This is a genomic window from Mycobacterium sp. MS1601, assembly GCF_001984215.1.
Taxonomy (GTDB): domain Bacteria; phylum Actinomycetota; class Actinomycetes; order Mycobacteriales; family Mycobacteriaceae; genus Mycobacterium.
Genome location: NZ_CP019420.1, coordinates 6221627 through 6240812 on the forward strand (window position 1 = coordinate 6221627; position 19186 = coordinate 6240812).

General features: G+C 66.3%; 20 protein-coding genes and 1 pseudogene. 8 read left to right on the plus strand and 13 right to left on the minus strand.

Annotated elements, in window-relative coordinates; genetic code table 11:
* Window positions 1-2 precede the first annotated feature (2 nt).
* The 3 genes from BVC93_RS29725 to BVC93_RS29735 are packed head-to-tail and all read left to right on the plus strand — an operon-like array spanning window position 3 to window position 2440.
* On the plus strand, window positions 3-836 hold the full coding sequence (locus BVC93_RS29725) for a glutamate ABC transporter substrate-binding protein (protein ID WP_083740532.1): 834 nt from the start codon (window positions 3-5) through the stop codon (window positions 834-836).
* A gap of 33 nt (window positions 837-869) precedes the next feature.
* Complete coding sequence (locus tag BVC93_RS29730; protein WP_083740533.1) at window positions 870-1550, plus strand: amino acid ABC transporter permease; 681 nt, start codon at window positions 870-872, stop codon at window positions 1548-1550.
* Window positions 1550-2440 (plus strand): amino acid ABC transporter permease, encoded by an 891-nt coding sequence (locus BVC93_RS29735; RefSeq protein WP_083740534.1) that lies wholly within the window; start codon window positions 1550-1552, stop codon window positions 2438-2440. Before BVC93_RS29730 ends, BVC93_RS29735 begins: the two co-directional genes overlap by 1 nt.
* 2 nt (window positions 2441-2442) lie before the next feature.
* Here the strand turns inward: BVC93_RS29735 and BVC93_RS29740 are convergent, their stop codons facing one another.
* Entirely contained in the window at window positions 2443-2994 is a 552-nt protein-coding gene (locus tag BVC93_RS29740; RefSeq protein WP_083740535.1) for a ferritin, read from the minus strand.
* A gap of 222 nt (window positions 2995-3216) precedes the next feature.
* On the opposite strand from BVC93_RS29740, the gene BVC93_RS29745 reads away from it, so the two are divergent.
* The gene (locus BVC93_RS29745) at window positions 3217-4521 is read left to right on the plus strand and encodes an NRAMP family divalent metal transporter (protein WP_083741464.1); all 1305 of its coding nucleotides are present in this window, start codon (window positions 3217-3219) and stop codon (window positions 4519-4521) included.
* Between the two features lie 89 nt (window positions 4522-4610).
* Window positions 4611-5597, plus strand: coding sequence for a ketopantoate reductase family protein (locus BVC93_RS29750; protein ID WP_083740536.1), 987 nt, complete (start codon window positions 4611-4613; stop codon window positions 5595-5597).
* Window positions 5598-5607: 10 nt separating this feature from the next.
* Here BVC93_RS29750 and recX read toward each other — a convergent pair whose 3' ends face one another.
* The 4 genes and pseudogenes from recX to BVC93_RS29770 form a co-directional block, all read right to left on the minus strand.
* Window positions 5608-6144, minus strand: a complete 537-nt coding sequence (gene recX, locus BVC93_RS29755) for a recombination regulator RecX (RefSeq protein ID WP_157517143.1) — start codon at window positions 6142-6144, stop codon at window positions 5608-5610.
* Window positions 6110-7152 (minus strand): annotated as a pseudogene (recA, locus tag BVC93_RS29760) (recombinase RecA). Before recA ends, recX begins: the two are co-directional and overlap by 35 nt.
* A 152-nt stretch (window positions 7153-7304) precedes the next feature.
* Window positions 7305-7499 (minus strand): DUF3046 domain-containing protein, encoded by a 195-nt coding sequence (locus tag BVC93_RS29765; protein WP_083740538.1) that lies wholly within the window; start codon window positions 7497-7499, stop codon window positions 7305-7307.
* 9 nt (window positions 7500-7508) lie between these two features.
* Window positions 7509-8663 carry a glycosyltransferase gene (locus BVC93_RS29770; protein ID WP_083740539.1) on the minus strand — a complete coding sequence of 385 codons (1155 nt, stop codon included), beginning with the start codon at window positions 8661-8663 and terminating at the stop codon, window positions 7509-7511.
* Between the two features lie 41 nt (window positions 8664-8704).
* On the opposite strand from BVC93_RS29770, the gene BVC93_RS29775 reads away from it, so the two are divergent.
* Window positions 8705-9133, plus strand: a complete 429-nt coding sequence (locus tag BVC93_RS29775) for a limonene-1,2-epoxide hydrolase family protein (protein WP_083740540.1) — start codon at window positions 8705-8707, stop codon at window positions 9131-9133.
* A 70-nt stretch (window positions 9134-9203) separates the two neighbouring features.
* Here BVC93_RS29775 and pspM read toward each other — a convergent pair whose 3' ends face one another.
* From pspM to pgsA, 5 genes are all read right to left on the minus strand, one after another.
* Window positions 9204-10028, minus strand: coding sequence for a phage shock envelope stress response protein PspM (pspM, locus tag BVC93_RS29780; RefSeq protein WP_083740541.1), 825 nt, complete (start codon window positions 10026-10028; stop codon window positions 9204-9206).
* Window positions 10029-10041: 13 nt separating this feature from the next.
* Window positions 10042-10848 carry a phage shock protein PspA gene (gene pspA, locus BVC93_RS29785; protein WP_083740542.1) on the minus strand — a complete coding sequence of 269 codons (807 nt, stop codon included), beginning with the start codon at window positions 10846-10848 and terminating at the stop codon, window positions 10042-10044.
* Between the two features lie 143 nt (window positions 10849-10991).
* Window positions 10992-11312 carry a transcriptional regulator ClgR gene (clgR, locus tag BVC93_RS29790; protein WP_083740543.1) on the minus strand — a complete coding sequence of 107 codons (321 nt, stop codon included), beginning with the start codon at window positions 11310-11312 and terminating at the stop codon, window positions 10992-10994.
* Window positions 11313-11396: 84 nt separating this feature from the next.
* The gene (locus BVC93_RS29795; RefSeq protein ID WP_083740544.1) at window positions 11397-11897 is read right to left on the minus strand and encodes a CinA family protein; all 501 of its coding nucleotides are present in this window, start codon (window positions 11895-11897) and stop codon (window positions 11397-11399) included.
* Window positions 11875-12471: a CDP-diacylglycerol--glycerol-3-phosphate 3-phosphatidyltransferase gene (gene pgsA / locus BVC93_RS29800; protein WP_192860135.1), complete on the minus strand. Its 597-nt coding sequence runs from the start codon at window positions 12469-12471 to the stop codon at window positions 11875-11877. The genes BVC93_RS29795 and pgsA overlap by 23 nt, the downstream gene beginning before the upstream one ends.
* A 21-nt stretch (window positions 12472-12492) precedes the next feature.
* Here pgsA and BVC93_RS29805 point away from each other — a divergent pair, with 21 nt between their 5' ends.
* Window positions 12493-13023, plus strand: coding sequence for an amino-acid N-acetyltransferase (locus BVC93_RS29805; protein WP_083740545.1), 531 nt, complete (start codon window positions 12493-12495; stop codon window positions 13021-13023).
* A gap of 61 nt (window positions 13024-13084) precedes the next feature.
* Here the strand turns inward: BVC93_RS29805 and BVC93_RS29810 are convergent, their stop codons facing one another.
* Entirely contained in the window at window positions 13085-15622 is a 2538-nt protein-coding gene (locus BVC93_RS29810) for an FtsK/SpoIIIE family DNA translocase (protein WP_236950180.1), read from the minus strand.
* Between the two features lie 188 nt (window positions 15623-15810).
* Between BVC93_RS29810 and BVC93_RS29815 the strand changes: the two genes are divergently transcribed.
* Window positions 15811-16626 (plus strand): mycofactocin-coupled SDR family oxidoreductase, encoded by an 816-nt coding sequence (locus BVC93_RS29815; RefSeq protein ID WP_083741466.1) that lies wholly within the window; start codon window positions 15811-15813, stop codon window positions 16624-16626.
* 15 nt (window positions 16627-16641) lie between these two features.
* Here BVC93_RS29815 and BVC93_RS29820 read toward each other — a convergent pair whose 3' ends face one another.
* Together BVC93_RS29820 and dapA are read right to left on the minus strand one after the other, a co-directional pair.
* Window positions 16642-18318, minus strand: coding sequence for a ribonuclease J (locus BVC93_RS29820; protein ID WP_083740547.1), 1677 nt, complete (start codon window positions 18316-18318; stop codon window positions 16642-16644).
* A 15-nt stretch (window positions 18319-18333) separates the two neighbouring features.
* Complete coding sequence (dapA, locus tag BVC93_RS29825) at window positions 18334-19182, minus strand: 4-hydroxy-tetrahydrodipicolinate synthase (protein ID WP_236950520.1); 849 nt, start codon at window positions 19180-19182, stop codon at window positions 18334-18336.
* Window positions 19183-19186 lie beyond the last annotated feature (4 nt).

A 19186-nucleotide genomic window follows, 5' to 3' on the forward strand; every position in this document is an offset into this window, starting at 1 on the left:
CCGTGTTTTTCCAGAAGCGATCCCGCACGCTCACCGCAGGTTTCGCAGCGGTCGCGGCACTGACCCTCACGCTGTCCGCCTGCGGCGGAGACAGTGGCGGCGGTGAAGGCGGCGGTGACACCATCACCATCGGCACCAAGTTCGACCAGCCCGGGCTGGGCCTGAAGAATCCCGACGGCACCATGAGCGGCTTCGACGTCGACGTCGCCACCTTCGTGGCAGGCGAGTTGGGCTACACCCCCGAGCAGATCGAATGGGTGGAGGCACCGTCGGCGCAGCGCGAGAACCTGATCGAGAACGGTCAGGTCCGGTTCATCGCCGCCACCTACTCGATCACCGACGCCCGCAAGGAAAAGGTGGACTTCGCCGGCCCGTACCTCATCACCGGCCAGAGCCTGCTGGTGCGCGCCGACGACACCGACATCACCGGCGCGGCCTCACTGGAGAACAACAAGCGGCTGTGCTCGGTGTCGGGCTCGACGCCGGCGCAGAAGATCAAGGACGAGTACCCCGGCGTGCAGTTGCAGCAGTACGACACCTACTCGGCCTGCATCGAGGCGCTGCGCAACAACGCCATCGACGCGGTGACCACCGACGAGACCATCCTGGCCGGTTACGCCGCTCAGAGCCCCGGCGACTTCAAGATCGTCGGCGAGCAGTTCTCGGAGGAGAAGTACGGCATCGGCCTGAAGAAGGGCGACTCCGAACTGCGCACCCAGATCAACGACGCCTTGGAGAAGATGGAAGCCGACGGCGCCTGGAAGGAAGCCTTCGACAAGAACCTCGGGCCCGCGGGTATCGAGGCTCCGCAGCCGCCGGCGATCGACCGGTACTGATCAGCGGTATCCGTCTAGGCGACCCCGGCACCCGTGGAGGTCTTCACCGAGTACCGCGACCAGATCTTCGCGGCATTCTGGATCACGATCAAACTGACGGTCTACTCGGCTGTCGGGTCCCTGATTCTGGGTACGGCGCTGGCCGCCATGCGGCTGTCGCCCGTGCCGGTGCTCAACTGGATCGGCACCAGCTACGTCAACATCGTCCGCAACACCCCGCTGACGCTGATCATCCTGTTCTGCTCGCTCGGTGTCTCACAGACTCTGGGGTTGTCACTGGCCGATCCGCAGTCACCGACGTCGATCGTGGACAGCAACTTCCGGCTCGCGGTGCTGGGGCTGACGGTCTACACCGCCTCGTTCGTCTGTGAGACCGTGCGCTCCGGCGTCAACACCGTGCCACTCGGCCAGGCCGAAGCGGCCAGGTCACTGGGCTTCACCTTCGGGCAGAACCTGCGAATAGTGCTGCTACCGCAGGCGTTTCGCGCGGTCGTGATCCCGCTGGGCTCGGTGTTGATCGCGCTGACCAAGAACACCACCATCGCCTCGGCCATCGGGGTGGCCGAGGCGGCGCTGCTGATGAAAGAGATGATCGAGAACACTGCTGCGGTGCTGACCGTCGGAGCCATCATCGGCTTCGGGTTCGTGGTGCTCACGCTTCCGCTCGGCTTGTTGTTCGGCTGGCTCGGCAAGAAGTTGGCGGTGGCCCGATAGTGACTGGTCCCTCCGTCCTCTTCGACGCCCCCGGCCCCAGGGCCCGGCTGCGCAACCACATCATCACGGCCATCACCGTGGTGGTGCTGGTGGCGATCGCCTGGCTGGTCTACTCCCGGTTCGACGAACGCGGCCAGCTCACCGCCGCCAAGTGGGAGCCGTTCCTGACGGCGAATCTCTGGAAGACGTACGTACTGCCCGGCATCCAGGGAACGTTGACAGCTGCTGTCATCTCGATTGTGCTGGCTCTGATCCTGGGTTTTGTGCTCGGCGTCGGACGCCTGTCGCACAAGGCGATCATCCGCGTTCCGAGCGCGGTGTTCGTCGAGTTCTTCCGCTCCGTACCCGTGCTGGTCATGATGATCTTCGCGTACTTCCTGTACGCGGCGTACGACGTGTTCCCGTCGAGACAGCTGGCGCTGGCCGGCGTGATCACCGGCCTCACCCTCTACAACGGCGCCGTCATCGCCGAGATCGTGCGGGCCGGTGTGCACGCGGTGCCGCGCGGGCAGGCCGAGGCCGCGTCCGCGCTCGGCCTGCGCTGGGGCCAGACCATGCGCTCGATCCTGTTGCCCCAGGCTGTCACCTCGATGCTGCCGGTACTGGTGTCACAGCTGGTGGTGGTGCTCAAGGACACCGCGATCGGCTATCAGATCACCTTTGTCGAGATGGTTCGCCAAGGCACTCAGGTGGGCTCGTCCTACGGCAACTACGTGCCTGCACTCATCGTCATCGCGATCCTGATGATCTCGGTGAACTTCGCACTGTCGGTGGCGGCCACCAAGCTGGAGAAACGACTGCGCCGCTCCCGCAAGGCGCCCGCACCACTCGACGCACAGGCCATCGAGCAGGAGGGCGCCCCGGGCGCGAAGGTCCAGCAGGCGGACTGAGCTCAGGCCGCTCCGCCGGCCGGCTTCGGCGCGGTCGGATCAGCGGTGGCCGGGATGTTGAGTTCGCGGGCCACGTAGGCCTCGAGGTCGAACATGTTCCCGGCCGCCTTGTCGACAACCGAGAGCAGCGTTGTCATGCTGGCGACTTCTTCGACCTGCTCCTGCAGGAACCATTGCATGAAGCGCTCACCGAGGAAGTCGTTGGTATCGCGGGCCGCCCTGGTCAAAGCGGTGATCTGCTCGGTGACTTCCTTCTCCTGCTCGAGCGAGAGTTCCACGGCATCGCGGATCGTGCTGAATTCGGTGACCACCGATCCCACCCCCTCGATGGCGACATCAATGCCTCGGTCCAGCAGGTACTGCACCATCATCAGGGCGTGCGAGCGCTCCTCTGTGGCCTGGGCGTAAAACCGCTGCGCCAATTGCGGCAGATCGCTGGAATCGAAGTAGATCGCGATTGCCAGATATTGGTGGGACGCGGTGAATTCACGCGTTATCTGCTGATGCAGCAACGTGTGAAAAGCAGAGTCTCCTTGGGCAGCCTGTGTTGTCACACGCGGATGCTATCCGCAGAATTCCATCGCGACAAGAGCTACCAATTACCGCTTCCCAGCCGCCTTTTACCGTGAATTCGTTAGTTACATAAACGAGAGTCCGAGAAAAGAAAGCAGCTCAATTTCTTTAGCCAGCAATCGTTTACCTGAGCGTCATTAAGTCCCAATTACGCTCCGCTTTAGGCTAACCTAACTCCCGTGCCGCGGTGCGGCACCGTGAGCATGGAGGCACCCGAATTGAAGGACGCGAGTCCCGCCGACCAAGCGCCACCGGACTCCCCCGCCCCCACAGCGCGCACCTCCAAGTGGGTCACCCGGCTGACGGTGTTCGGTCCCGGCATCGTGGTGATGCTGGCTGACACCGACGCAGGCAGTGTCGTCACCGCCGCACAAAGTGGAGCGCAGTGGGGCTATCAGCTGCTGATCTGGCAGATCATCCTGATGCCGATCCTCTACATCGCCCAGGAGCTGACGGTTCGCCTCGGCCTGGTCACCCAGCGCGGACACGGCGAGCTGATCCGCGAACAGTTCGGCAAAGGCTGGGCCTGGCTGTCGGTGAGCACGCTGCTGGTGGCCTGCGCGGGCGCCATCATCACCGAGTTCAGCGCGGCCGCGGGCGTCGGCGCCATCTACGGCGTCCCACCATGGCTGTCGGTCGGCCTGGTCGCACTCTTCCTCGGCGGCCTGGTGCTCACCGGTTCGTACCGCCGGGTCGAACGCGTCGCCATCGCCTTGGGTGCGCTCGAACTGATCTTCTTCATCGTGATGATCGACGCGCAGCCGGATCTCGGCTCCATGGCCGCTGCGCAGCTCAATCAGCCCATCGGAAATCCCGACTACCTGTACCTGATCGCGGCCAACATCGGCGCGGTGATCATGCCGTGGATGGTCTTCTACCAGCAGTCCGCCGTGGTGGACAAAGGTCTGACCGTCGCGCACCTCAAGGACGCCCGCGTCGACACCGGTTTCGGCGCGGTGCTCACCCAGCTGGTGATGGCTGCCGTGCTGGTGTCGGTGGCAGCGACCATCGGCCGCAACGACCCGAACGCCACCATCAACACCATCGAGGACATCACCCAGGCCCTGACACCACTGCTCGGCGAGACTGCCGGGCAGATACTGTTCTCCCTCGGCTTCCTCGGTGCGGCCTTCGTGGCCGCCATCGTTGTATCCCTCACCGCCGCATGGGGTCTGGGCGAGGTGCTGGACTATCCCCGCTCGCTGTCCGGCAAGCCGAAGGAAGCCCCGGCATTTTATGCGGTGTACATCGCCATGCTGGTGATCGGTTTCGCCTTCGTGCTCTCCGGACTCAACCTGGTGGATCTGTCGGTCGGCATCATGGTGCTCAATGCGCTGTTGCTGCCGGTGGTGCTGGGCTTCCTGTTCGCGTTGGCCGTCAAGGTGCTGCCCGAGGAGCACAAGCTCAAGGGCTGGTACCGCATCGTCGTCGCGGTGGTCCTGGTGTTCACCGCGGGACTGGGTGTCTACGGCGGCATCTCGGGGCTGCTGGCGGGCAGCGCCGGTTGACCCAAGGTCGGTCGGCAGCCCCGCCTCGATGGCACCGGCAGAATGGGGACATCCCGCAGTACACCCGGACCCGTGAATCGAGGCTGTTCGTGACACCGAATGACAGGTCAAACCACCACCGCGTGGTCGTCTATGGCGCCGGCGCCGTCGGCGGGGTGATCGCGGGGCGTCTGCAGCTGGCAGGCGTGAATGTGACCGCGGTAGCACGCGGATCCCATCTGGACGCCATCCGCCGCGACGGTCTGCAACTGGAAACCCAGGCCGGCTGCGAGACGGTCACCATCGCCACCGCGGCTGATGCAGGCGAGATATGTTGGACTGCAGAAACTCTGGTTGTCTTGGCGGTCAAGAGCCACCAAACCGCAGCGGCACTGGGTGATCTGGCCACCCACGCACCCCCGAAGACACCCATTCTCGTCGCGCAGAATGGGGTGGCCAACGAAGCTGCTGTGCTGCGGCGGTTCCCAAACGTCTACGGCATTACGGTGATGCTGCCATCGGCACATCTGGAACCCGGCGTGGTGGTACAGCAGTCCTATCCGGTGGCCGGCATCCTCGACCTGGGCTGCTTCCCCTCGGGTAGTGACGACACCGCCGAGGCGGCCTCGGCGATGTTGCGGTCCGCCCAGTTCGCCTCACAGGTGCGTGAAGACATCATGGCGTGGAAGTACCGCAAGCTGATCGCCAATCTGGCCAACGGTGTGATCGCCACCTATGGCGTCAGTCCCGACACCGATGAGCTGATGCGGCGAGCGCGCGAGGAAGCCGAGCAGGTCCTGGCAGCCGCAGGCATCGCGGTGGTCACCGCCGACCAGGACCGTGAGCGCCGCGGCGAGCTGCTGCAAGGCCGAGCCCGCCAAGACGCCTACGGTTCCACATGGCAGAGCATCGCCCGTGGACGCGCTGACGTCGAAACCGATTGGCTCAACGGGGAAATAGTGCTCACCGCCCGCCTGCACGGCCTCGCGGCACCCGTCAACGAGCTGATCCAACGCGTCACCACCGAGCATGCGCGCTCCGGCCACGCTCCGCGAAGCCGTGACGCCGCACCTGATCTCGCCGGGCTGATCGGCTAGACCTACAGCCTCACACCCGGCGACGTTGCCGCTCGGCGTCCAGCTCCACTCGCACCACGTCGGCCGCCAAGCTCTGCCCGTAGCCTCGGCGCGCAAGCATCCCGACCAGTCGTCGCATCACCTTCATGTCGTCATCGTCGGCCAGCGATTCCCGCCGCAACCGGTTCTGCACCAGCTGTTCGGCACGTTCGCGCTCGGCACCGGCGTCGATGTCCTCGAGTGCGGAGGCAATGATGTCGTCATCAACCCCCTTCTTGCGGAGCTCAACAGCCAACGCCCGCTTACCTTTTCCGGCATTCGCCCGGCGGGAACGCACCCACTGCTCGGCGAAGTCGGCGTCGTCGATGAGCCCGGCGACAGCCAGCCGATCCAGCACCGCACCGCTGACATCATCTGGAAAGCCGCGTTTGGCGAGGTTCTCTTCCAGCTCAGCGCGGGTCCGAGCCCTGGCGGTGAGCAGACGAAGACACAGCGACTTCGCCTGCTCCTCGCGCTTGTCCGACTGCTGCGGATCAGAAGTCGACTGGGGCGGGCAGGACGTCATCAGCGTTCACCACGGCGCCGATACCGAGCTTTTCCTTGATCTTCTTCTCGATCTCGTTGGCCGTATCAGCGTTCTGCAACAGGAAGTTCCGGGCATTCTCCTTGCCCTGACCGAGCTGCTCACCGTCGTAGGTGAACCACGAGCCGGACTTGCGGATGAAGCCATGCTCCACGCCCATGTCGATGAGCGAACCTTCCGCGAGATGCCCTTGCCGTACAGGATGTCGAACTCGGCCTGCTTGAACGGCGGGGACACCTTGTTCTTGACGATCTTCACACGGGTGCGGTTACCCACGGCGTCGGTGCCGTCCTTGAGCGTCTCGATGCGGCGCACATCCATGCGGACCGACGCGTAGAACTTCAATGCCTTACCGCCCGTGGTGGTTTCGGGCGAGCCGAACATCACGCCGATCTTCTCGCGCAGCTGGTTGATGAAGATGGCGGTGGTACCGGAGTTGTTGAGTGCACCGGTGATCTTGCGCAGGGCCTGGCTCATCAGGCGAGCCTGCAGACCGACATGGCTGTCACCCATCTCGCCTTCGATCTCCGCACGCGGAACCAGGGCGGCCACCGAGTCGATGACCAGGATGTCCAGCGCTCCGGACCGGATCAGCATGTCGGCGATCTCGAGAGCCTGCTCACCGGTGTCCGGCTGGCTGACCAGCAGGGAATCGGTGTCGACGCCGAGCTTCTTGGCGTAGTCGGGATCCAGCGCGTGCTCAGCGTCGATGAACGCTGCGATACCGCCGGCGGCCTGGGCGTTGGCGACCGCGTGCAGTGCCACGGTGGTCTTACCCGAGGATTCCGGGCCGTAGATCTCGATGACGCGGCCGCGGGGCAATCCGCCGATGCCCAGCGCCACGTCCAAGGCGATGGAGCCGGTGGGGATCACGGAGATGGGCTGACGAACCTCGTCGCCGAGGCGCATCACGGAACCCTTACCGTGGCTCTTCTCAATCTGCGCGAGCGCGAGCTCTAGGGCTTTCTCGCGGTCCGGGGCCTGTGGCGCCATGGTGATGCCTCTTTCGCTAGTCGTGTTCTCTGACCGGTGTAGGTCGATTGCTCGCGACGTTAGAGGGAGCCACCGACAAAACTTGGCGGTCGAACACTGACCACAGTAGACGAACAGGTGTTCGATTCAAGCGGACACGCCGTGGAGAATGTTCACCACTGGTCGCGGGGCACATCAAAATCGGCACACAGGGCCCGCCACACGTCACGGGGGTCCACTCCGTCCTCGACGGCCTGCGCCGCGGTCCGACCTCCGATACCGGTGAGCACGTGGTCGACGAGTATCGACGCACCGCGCACAGTGCCGAACTGCGCATAGACCAGTTCGTGGAATTCGGTGAGCCGCACCCCACCAACCTACCCAAGAGCGTCCTGGCAGACCTGTACCGGATCAGCGACCCCGGCCGACGTCACACCGGCCGACTGCGCGGCCCGCCGGTACCGGGACACGGAGAGCACCTCGCGGACGGCGGCCGCCAAGGTGTCGCCCGCCAGCGGCCGGATCAGCTGCCCACTACCTTGTCGCACAACACGATTGGCGATCTCCCACTGGTCCCCGCCGCCGGGCACCACCACCATCGGCACACCCGCCAGCAACGTCTTGGACACCGTTCCGTGGCCGCCACCGCAGATCATCAGATCCGCCTGGGACAGCAGTTCATCCTGGCGGCCCAACCCCGCCACCGCCCACGGCGGCAGCTTCAGTTCACCACCGAGCCAGGACACCGCCACGCGGGATCCCGCCGGCAACGCCTCCCCCGGCACCAGCACCTCGACGACCAGCTCGGCCAGCCCCTGGGTGCCGGTGGAGGCCGTCGACGGCGCCACCACGATCAGCGGCCCATCACCCGGCGGCACCGCCAGCGACTGCGATGTCGGCTCGAAGTGCAGCGGCCCGACGATGACGGCCTCCTCCGGCCAGTCCGGTCTGGGCACCTCGAGAGCGGGGAGCGTGGCGATCAGTCGTCGCAGCGGGCCGGGGTCGTGGGCGGGCAGTCCGATCCCGGCGCGGGCGTGCGCACGCTGTCGCAGGCCCTGATTCCACGATCTCGCCGTCAATGCCCGCATCGTCGCGTCCCGGACCCGGCCCCGCAGCCCGGTACCGGGTGCCAGCCCACTTCCGATGGGCGGCAGGCCAATCGATGGCCGATACAGCGGGTGGGGGTTCAGTTCGATCCACGGGATGCCCAGCAGTTCGGCGGCCATGCCACCACAGGCGGTGATGACGTCGGAGACCACCAGGTCGAACGCGCGCAGCCGGTCGAGGTTCAGGACCGCCATCCGCGCCGCGCGACGATGGATCTTGGCACCGGCGTCCAGGTCGTTGTCGGCCGGGTCGGGATCCAACCCGAGCAACTCGGCCGCATCGAGTCCTGCCGATGCCGCCGTGGACAGCCACGCCACCCCGGTGAACAGCACCGGCGTGTGACCGGCGGCCTGGAACCGCAGGCACAGGGCGATGGCCGGGAACGCGTGCCCGGGATCAGGGCCGGCGACCACCGCAACACGCATTGGCCTACCCTGTCATACTCCTGATACGTAGGCTCAAGACCATGACCTCGCCGATCACCGACTCCAACATCACCACCGTGGAGCGGTTCCTCAACTCGTTGCGCGACAAGGACCTCGACACCGCGGACAGTCTGCTCGCCGACGATCTCGTGTACCAGAATGTCGGCTTCCCGACCATCCACGGCCGGCGGCGGGCCATCAAGTTGTTCCGTGGGATGCAGCGACCCAGCATGGGCTTCGACGTCAAGGTCCACCGCATCGCCGCCGACGGGGACACCGTGCTCAACGAGCGCACCGACGTCCTGGTGTTCGGTCCGCTGCGGCTGGTGTTCTGGGTGTGCGGCGTGTTCGAGGTGCACGACGGACGAATCACGTTGTGGCGCGACTACTTCGACAACCTGGACTTCGCCAAGGCACTGGTGCGCGGCGTCGCGGCCATCGCAGTGCCGTCGTTGCAGCGGAAGTTCTAGGTCCTCTGTAGCTCGGCCCGCTCTCCCCCTCGCTCCGCCCGCATCGGCGACCGAGCTAGGCCCTCTGTACCTAGGCCCCGCGCGCCCGATTCACCTGGCCGAGCTCGTCGAACGCATGGGCCCAGCCCAGCAGACGGTCGGTGGCGGTGCCCAACTGCTCGCGGTAGCGCTGCTGTGACATGGGCGAGATCGGCATGGATCCGCCGTTGGCCGACGACACCAGTTGCGCTGCGGCGGTAACCATTTCGTTGTACTGCCGCACCCCGTGGCCCAGCTGCGCGGTGAACGCGTTGATGGTGGGCACCAGATAGTCGCGGGCGTGCGGCGAGTTCTTCACCGTCCGCTCCATCGACACCACCTCATCGGAGGTGGCCATCATGGTGGCGGTGGTCTGATTGGCGGCCTCGGTGAGCTCGCGGATCTCCTCCGGCGGCAGCAGCTGACCCCGTTCGATCACGCCGATCAACGACATCAGCCCACGCTCGGACGCGCCGAGCGCCGACATCGCCGGACGTGCCGCCGATCCCGGCGGTGGAAGCCTACGTGTGCTGGCCGGCCGCTGCACCGGCAGCGGGGTGGCCCGCAGGAAGCGGTAGCGCAGGAAGAACAGGGTGGCCGGGAAGGCGGCGCCCGCCGCGATGACGCCGGTGATGATCAGACCCCACACCGGCGTGCTCCACGCCGCCAGCAGTGCGGTCACCAGAATCCAGAACACCGACGAGAAGGTGAAGAACACCGCCAACCGCAGCGCCCACTTACGTTTGCGCAGTTGTCTGGCCCGCGGATCTGCCGCCAGGCTCAGCCGGTGTGCCACCACGTCGGCTGCCTCGCTGGCGGAGTCAAGCCCCCGCTGCAGCAACGAACCCCACTGCCGGGAGAACGGCTTGACCGCCACGATGATCCCCCTTCTACTGGCCGAGCGGATTCTCGGGAGTGGCCTGAGCAGGAGTAGCCGGAGTAGCAGCGGCATCGGTGGGACCCGCGGTCAGGGCATCACCACGCATCGAGGCGCGGATCTGCTCCAGGCGCGAATGTCCCGCCATCTGGACGCTGGCCTGCTGCACTTCCAGCATCCGGCCCTGCACGGAGTTCTGTGCCAGTTCGGCCTCGCCCATGGCGTTGGCGTAACGGCGCTCGATCTTGTCGCGCACCTCGTCCAAGCTCGGGGTGTTACCCGGGGCAGCCAGGTCACTCATCGACCGCAGCGACGCGCTGACCTGCTCCTGCATCTTGGCCTGCTCCAGCTGTGAGAGCAGCTTGGTGCGCTCGGCGATCTTGGTCTGCAGCATCATGGCGTTCTGCTCCACGGCCTTCTTGGCCTGCGCGGCGGCCTGCAGCGACTGGTCGTGCAACCCCTTGAGGTCCTCGACGCTCTGCTCGGCGGTGACCAACTGCGCGGCGAACGCCTCGGCGGCGTTGGTGTACTCGGTGGCCTTGGCCGAATCACCGCTGGCGACGGCCTGGTCGGCCAGGGTGAGGGCCTGTCGCACATTGGCCTGCAGCTTCTCGATGTCAGCGAGCTGGCGATTGAGCCGCATCTCGAGCTGACGCTGGTTGCCGATCACCTGGGCGGCCTGTTGGGTCAGCGCCTGATGGGTGCGCTGAGCTTCCTCGATGGCCTGCTGGATCTGGACCTTGGGGTCGGCGTGCTCGTCGATCTTGGAGTTGAACAGCGCCATCAGGTAGCGCCACGCCTTCACGAACGGATTTGCCATTGGGTTCGTTCCGCCTTCGTTTCGTCGTCGCCATAGTCAAGCTGCGTGGCCCTCACACCGAGAGCATGTGCCTGGAGCCCAATTTATCTGCTCGGCACGCCTTGCCACACCCCTGCACGGGGTGCGGCGTCAAATTTCCGCGATCAGGCCACAGCCATGCTGGCGACCGGCGGGATCACGACCTTGGTGCTGGCGTCGATGTTTGTGGTGACCGATCCGGCCAGCGCCTCGTGGCGCGCCAACCGCTCACCGGCATCGATGAGAACCCGCGAGAGCGGCACATCGAGTGCGGAGCAGATGGCACTGAGCAGTTCTGAAGACGCTTCCTTACGACCGCGCTCGACCTCGGAGAGATAACCGAGGCTCACCATCGCCGCATCGGACACCTCACGCAGGGTCCGGCCCTGCGATGTCCGGGCACGACGGAGCACATCGCCAACGACCTCACGCAGCAGTGCCGACATCGCGCTCTCCTTCGTTTCGTATCAAGTGTCTTCAAGATGAACGTCATCAACGGCGGAGATGGTTCCCACTCGCCATGACAGATGTCAGATGTCACCGATTCGCGCCAGCAGCGCCACGATCGCTCGGTGCACCGACGCCTGACGGATCTCCCAACGCCCGCCGGCCAGATGCAGTTCCTCGGCGTCACAGCCGTCGGGGCCCGCCAACCCGAGGAACACCGTGCCGACGGCGTGGCCGCCGTGGGGCTCTGGGCCTGCGACGCCGGTCAGCCCCAGCCCCCAGGTGGTTGCGCACCGCTGACGGGCGCCGGTTGCCATCTCGCGCGCCGTCTCGGCGGCCACCGGTCCGACGGTGGCCAGCACCAACGGGTCGACGCCCGCCAACGCGATCTTGGTGGCTTCGGTGTAAGTGATCAGCCCGCCCAGAAGCACAGCGCTGGCTCCGGGCACCCCGGCCAGCGTGCCCGCCAGCAGCCCGGCGGTCAGAGACTCGCAGGTTGCCAGGGTCTGCCCGCGAGCGGTCAGCCCCGCGACCAGTGCGTGGGCGTCGGCACCGGCGTGGTCAACGAGCAGCGGATCGGGCACGAGCCCCCCGCACCGCCGAGACGGCATAGTCGAGGCCGGTGAGCACCGTCAGCGCCAGCGCCGCCCACATGATCATCCATGCACCCGAATGCCAGGCGCCGGACAGCGGAAGGATGAACAGACCGATCGCCACCGCCTGGACCAGGGTCTTCAGCTTCCCGCCGCGACTGGCCGGGATGACTCCGTGGCGGATGACGGCCAGCCGCAGCACGGTGACGCCGATTTCGCGGAAGAGGATGATCAGCGTCAGCCACCAGGGCAGGTCACCCAGCATCGAGAGCCCGATCAGCGCCGCACCGATCAGCATCTTGTCGGCGATGGGGTCGGCGAGCTTGCCGAACTCCGTCACCAGGTCGTATCGGCGCGCCAGGTAGCCGTCCAGGTGGTCGGTGATGACGGCAGTGGCGAAGATCACGAAAGCGGTTATCCGACTGGCGGTCTCGTGACCGTCACCGGCGAAGAGCACCAGCAGGAAGACCGGGACGAGCACCAACCGGAATCCGGTGAGGATATTCGCGATGTTGGCGACTCTTACGCGCCGGACCGCTGGCGGCGTTTCTGAAGGGTCCGACACCGACACAGAATATCGTTTGGCATCGGCGGCCCTTGCAGCCGATACTCTCGTCCCGTGGACGGACTGACCGTACGCCGGGCGCGTACCTCGGATGTTCCGGCGATCAAACACCTGGTCGACACCTATGCCGGCAAGATCCTGCTGGAGAAGAACCTGGTCACGCTGTACGAGGCGGTCCAGGAATTCTGGGTGGCCGAACGCGACGGCGAGATCATCGGCTGCGGCGCGCTGCACGTACTGTGGTCGGATCTCGGCGAGGTCCGCACTGTCGCGGTGCATCCGAAGGTCAAGGGCCACGGCGTCGGGCATCAGATCGTCACACAGCTGCTGGCGGTGGCACGCGAGCTGCAGTTGCAGCGGGTGTTCGTGCTCACGTTCGAAACGGAATTCTTCGGCAGGCACGGGTTCACCGAAATCGAGGGCACCCCGGTGACGGCCGAGGTCTACGAGGAGATGTGCCGTTCCTACGATGTGGGTGTCGCGGAGTTCCTGGACCTGTCCTATGTGAAGCCGAACATCCTCGGCAACACCCGCATGCTGCGCATCCTCTAGTCGAGACAGAACTCAGTCGACGGATTCGTCAAAATCCGTCGACTGAGCTCCGTCTCGACCGCTAGAAGTCCGGCTCGTCGTCGGCGTCGGCACCGCCCGCGTCCGAACCGCCACGGATCAGCATCAGGGTGCCTGCCAGTTCGTCGGGCTTGACCAGCACCTCGCGCGCCTTGGACCCTTCCGACGGCCCGACGATGCCGCGGTTCTCCATCAGGTCCATGAGACGCCCGGCCTTGGCGAACCCGACGCGTAGCTTGCGCTGCAGCATCGAGGTCGAGCCGAACTGCGACGACACGACGAGCTCGACAGCCTGCAGGAACACGTCGAGGTCGTCACCGATATCGGGGTCGACGTCCTTCTTCTCGCCGGCCTTTGCCGCGGTGACACCCTCGACGAACTCGGGCTCGGCCTGGTCCTTGGTGGCGGAGACGACGGCGTGGATCTCCTCGTCGGAGATGAACGCGCCCTGCATACGGATGGGCTTGTTGGCACCCATCGGCAGGAACAGCCCGTCGCCCATCCCGATCAGCTTCTCGGCTCCCGGCTGGTCCAGGATGACGCGGCTGTCGGTCAGCGACGACGTGGCGAACGCCAGCCGCGACGGCACGTTGGTCTTGATCAGGCCGGTCACCACGTCCACCGACGGCCGCTGGGTGGCCAGCACCAGGTGGATGCCCGCGGCACGGGCTTTCTGGGTGATCCGCACGATCGCCTCTTCTACGTCGCGCGGCGCGGTCATCATCAGGTCGGCGAGTTCGTCGACGATGGCCAAGATGTAGGGGTACGGCTTGTAGATGCGCTGGCTGCCCAGCGGGGCGCTGATCTCGCCGGTGCGCACCTTCTCGTTGAACACGTCGATGTGGCGCACCCGTGAGGCCTGCATGTCCTGATAGCGCTGTTCCATCTCCTCGACCAGCCAGGACAGCGCGGCCGCGGCCTTCTTGGGTTCGGTGATGATGGGCGTGATCAGGTGTGGGATGCCTTCATACGGCGTCAGTTCCACCATCTTCGGGTCGATCAGGATCATCCTGACCTCCTCCGGGGTGGCCCGCGCCAGCAGCGACACCAACATGGAGTTGACGAAGCTGGACTTACCGGAGCCGGTGGAGCCGGCCACCAGCAGGTGCGGCATCTTGGCCAGGTTGGCCGAGATGAAATCACCCTCGATGTCCTTGCCCAGGCCGATCACCAGCGGGTGGTGATCGCGGCGGGTGGACGGGGCGGTCAGCACGTCCGAGAGCCGGACCATCTCGCGGTCGGTGTTGGGCACCTCGATACCGACGGCGGACTTGCCCGGGATCGGCGCGAGCATGCGCACGCTCTCGGTGGCCACGGCATAGGCGATGTTGCGCTGCAGCGCGGTGATCTTCTCGACCTTGACGCCGGGACCGAGCTCCACCTCGTAGCGGGTGACAGTGGGGCCGCGGGTACAGCCGGTGACGCGGGCGTCGACCTTGAACTGCGTCAGCACCGAGGTGATGGCGTCTTCCATCTGCTCGTTGGCCGCACTCTTGAGCTTGGGCGGGTCGCCGGCGATCAGCAGATCCAGCGACGGCAGGTTGTACGGGCCCTCGACGACGCGGTCCAGTGCCAGTGTCTCCTGCTTGGGCATCGGCGGGGGCGCCGGCTCGGCCTTGGGCTTCTTGCGGGCAGGTTTGGCCACCACCGGTTCGGGGGCCGTTGGCGCGTCCTCGATCGGCTCGGCCAGCGGGTAGTTGTCCATCGGCGACCCACCCGGCCAGACCTGCGACTCGTCGCCGTGGTGGACCGGATCGTCGTAGTAGCCGTCGGAGAAGTCGTCGGCATCGGCGACCGGCTGGTCGTCCTCGTCATCGTATTCGGCGTCGTCGTAGTACTCGTCGTCGTCGCGCTGGTAGCGGGTGCTGAACATCGCGTGCAGGGTGGCGGGCACCTCGCGAATGGTGGTGCCCGTCAACAACAACAGTCCGAACAGCACACCCATGATCAGCAGCGGCGCCGCTATCCAGACCGTCAGACCGTCCGACAGCGGGCCGCCGATCGCGAAGCCGACGAAGCCGGCCGCCTGCTGGCGTTCGGCGGGGACGCTGGGAGCTCCGGACCAGACGTGCCACAGCCCCAGGACCGGCAGGCCGATCATCAGTGCGCCGAGGATCAGGCGCGGCCGGGTGTCCGGATTGGGTTCGGTGCGCATGAGGCTTACGGCGATCACGGCGATCAGGACAGGAAGCACCCCGACGGCTCCGCCGACGACGGTTCGCAGCGCGCTGTCGATCCACGCACCGACGGGTCGGGCGGCGTCGAACCAGGAGCTGGCGGCGATGATGACGGCGACGCCCAGCAGTGCCAGTGCGACGCCGTCGCGGCGGTGGCCCGGTTCGATGTCGTGGGCCCGGCCAACCGACCGGGCAGTGGATCCGGCTCCCTTGGCCAGCATCAGCCACGCTGCGCGGGAGGCCCGACCGACGGCGACGCCGGCTCCCCCGACCAGACCCGGCCCCTGTTTGGCCGGCTTGCGCGCGGCCGCCTTCTTGCGCGGTGCAGCGGGGCGCGCCGGCCGCGAGGCGGCCTTTGACCTGCTCGTTTTTCCCCCGGAGCGCGCGGCGGTCTTACTTGCCATGGCGGTAAGACTAGTCGCAAACACCCCAACTGCACCATCCGCCACTCTGGCCACTTGCAGTTCCGCCTGGTATCCGCGGTTGTGATCCGGATCACCTTGTCGGTCGGTGAGCAGCTGCGCTTATGTCGGAGGCGGACCACCCGTTGTCTCATCGAGGAGCAACCATGCCGGAACACCGCGACACTGACGTGGGCACCCTTGACGGCAAGGTTGCCTTCATCACCGGCGCCGCCCGGGGACAGGGCCGCGCACACGCGCTCAAGCTGGCCGCTGAGGGCGCCGACATCATCGCGGTGGACCTCTGCGACCAGATCGCCTCGGTCCCCTATCCCCTGGCCACCCCTGACGACCTGGCAGCCACCGTCAAACTCGTCGAGGACACCGGGGCACGCATCGTCGCCACCGAGGCCGACGTCCGCGATCGCGCGGCACTGAAGTCCGCGCTGTGGACAGGCATCGAAGCGCTCGGCACCCCGGAGATCGTCGTCGCCAACGCCGGCATCGCCCCGATGGCTGGCAAGGACGCCTGGCAGGACGTCATCGACGTCAACCTCACCGGCGTCTACCACACCGTCGACGTGGTGATGAAGCCGATGATCAAGGCGGGCAAGGGCGGGTCGATCGTGCTCACCAGCTCGGTGGCCGGACTCGTGGGCCTGGCATCACCGATGGCGGGCTCGCTGGGATACGCCGCCGCCAAACACGGCATCGTCGGACTGATGCGGGTGTATGCGAATCTGCTCGCGCCCTACAGCATCCGGGTCAATTCGGTGCATCCTGCCGGGGTGAACACCCCGATGATCGACAACGACTTCACCCGGAGCTGGCTCGAAGGATTGGCGCAGGAGACTCAGCAGGGCCCCGATATGACCAATGCCCTGCCGGTGCAGACACTCGAACCCGAGGATGTCGCCAATGCGGTGTTCTGGCTGGTGTCCGACACCGCCCGTTACGTCACGGGCGTGACGCTGCCGGTCGACGCCGGATACGTCAACAAACGCTGATCGCGGCAGTCCGGTCTAGACCTCGATGACGGTGGGCACGATCATCGGCTGGCGGCGGTAGGTCTCGCCCACCCACTTGCCGACAGCGCGGCGCGCGGCCTGCGCTATGCGGGTGACGTCCGTGACTCCTTGCTCGGCAAGGCTTTCCAGATCGGCGGTGACCTTGCGGGCGGCGGGCTCCAACGCTTTGGGATCCTCGGAGAAACCGCGGGACTGCAGATGCGGCGGACCCGCGAGCTTGCCGGTTCCGCGGCGCACGATCACCGTGACCGCGATGAAACCGGAGGAAAGCACCAGCCGCTCACCCAGGGTGGCGTCTCCCACGTCACCCATGATCAAACCGTCGACGAACATCTTGCCCACCGGGACAGCGCCCGCGATGCCGACCTTGCCGCCCACCAGGTCGACGCTGACGCCGTTCTCCGCCAGCACGATCGCATCCGCGGGCACTCCGGTCTTCTCCGCCAGCGCGGCGTTGGCGCGCAGGTGGCGCCAGGTGCCGTGCACCGGCATCACGTTGCGCGGCCGGACGCCGTTGTAGAGGAACAGCAACTCGCCGGCGTAGGCATGGCCCGAAACGTGAATCCGCACTTGAGCATTGGTGACAACGCGGGCGCCGAGCTTGGCCAGCGCGTCGATCACCCCGAAGATGGCTTCCTCGTTGCCCGGGATCTGCGACGACGACAGCACGATCAGGTCACCGTCGGTGAGGGTGATGCTGCGGTGCTCACCGCGCGACATCCGCGACAGCGCCGCCATGGGCTCGCCCTGGGTGCCGGTGGTGATGAGCACGACGCGGTCGGCGGGCATCATCTCCGCGGCGCCGATATCGAGAACGTCCTCATCCGCGACGGTCAGGAAGCCGAGCTCCTTGGCGATCGCCATGTTGCGCACCATCGAGCGGCCCACGAAGGAGACCTTGCGGCCCAGCGCCACGGCGGCATCGATGATCTGTTGCACGCGAGCGACATTGGAGGCAAAGCACGCCACGATCACGCGCCCCTCGGCCGAACGGATCAGCCGGTGCAGGTTCGGCCCGATTTCACTTTCCGACGGCCCCACGCCCGGGATCTCGGCGTTGGTGGAGTCACACAGCAACAAGTCCACTCCGGCGTCGCCCAGGCGCGACATCCCCGGCAGGTCCGTCGGTCTGCCGTCGAGCGGCAGCTGGTCGAGCTTGATGTCACCGGTGTGCAGGACGGTGGCGCCTCCGGCGTAGAGCGCGATGGCCAAGGCGTCCGGGATGGAGTGGTTGACCGCGAAGTACTCACACTCGAACACGCCGTGCTTACTGCTCTGCCCCTCGGCCACCTCGACGAACACCGGCTTGATGCGGTGTTCGCGGCATTTGGCCGCCACCAGCGCCAGGGTGAACTTGGACCCCACCACGGGGATGTCGGGACGCAGTTTCAGCAGATGCGGGATGGCGCCGATGTGGTCTTCGTGCGCGTGGGTGAGCACCAGCGCCTCGATATCGTCGAGCCGACCCTCGATGTGTCGCAGATCAGGCAGGATCAGGTCGACGCCCGGCTCATCGTGGCCAGGAAACAACACCCCGCAGTCGATGACCAGCAGCCGGCCCAGGTGCTCGAAAACCGTCATGTTGCGGCCGATTTCACCGATGCCGCCCAAAGCGGTCACCCGCAGGCCGCCGGGCGCCAGTGGTCCGGGCGGTGCGAGTTCAGTGCTCACGTACGGTTCACCTGCTCACCGCAGCAGACCGGCGGCGCGCATGTCAGCGGCCAGCGCATCGAGCTGCGTATCGGTGGGGGGCATATGCGGCAGCCGGGGGTCGCCGGCCTCGAAGCCTTGCAACCGCAGCCCGGCCTTGGACAGTGTGACCCCGCCGAGTCGGGTCTGCGCGGCACACAGCGGCGCCAGGGTGACGGCGATCTTGCGCGCGGTGGACAGGTCACCGGAGTTGAATGCGGTCACCATGTCACGCAGTGAACCTGCGGCCAGATGCCCCCAGACGCTGATCAAACCGCTGGCCCCCATCGCCAGCCAGGGCAGGTTGAGGGCATCGTCGCCGGAGAAGTACGTCAGCCCGGTTTCGGCCATGATCTGAGCGCCGCCGTGCAGATCGCCCTTGGCGTCCTTGACCGCGACGATGTTCGGGTGGAACGCCAGCTCGCGCAGGGTGGCCCACTCGATCGGAATCGAGGACCGCGGCGGGATGTCGTAGAGGATCACCGGTCGGTCGGTGGCGTCGGCCACCGACGTGAAGTGCGCGATCAGGCCGGATTGCGGCGGACGCGAGTAGTACGGCGTCACGACCAGCAGGCCGTGCGCACCTTCGGCCGCGGCTTCCTTGGCCAGATGGATGCTGTGGGCGGTGTCGTAGGTGCCCACACCGGCGACGATGCGGGCCCGGTCGCCCACCTCCTCGAGCACCGCGGCCAGCAACGCCCGCTTCTCGGCATCGGTGGTGGTGGGCGATTCACCCGTGGTGCCCGAGATGACAAGCCCGTCGCAGCCGGCGTCGACCAGGTGGGTCGCCAGCTTCTTGGCGGTGGCCAGATCAAGAGAGCCGTCCGGGTGGAACGGCGTCACCATGGCA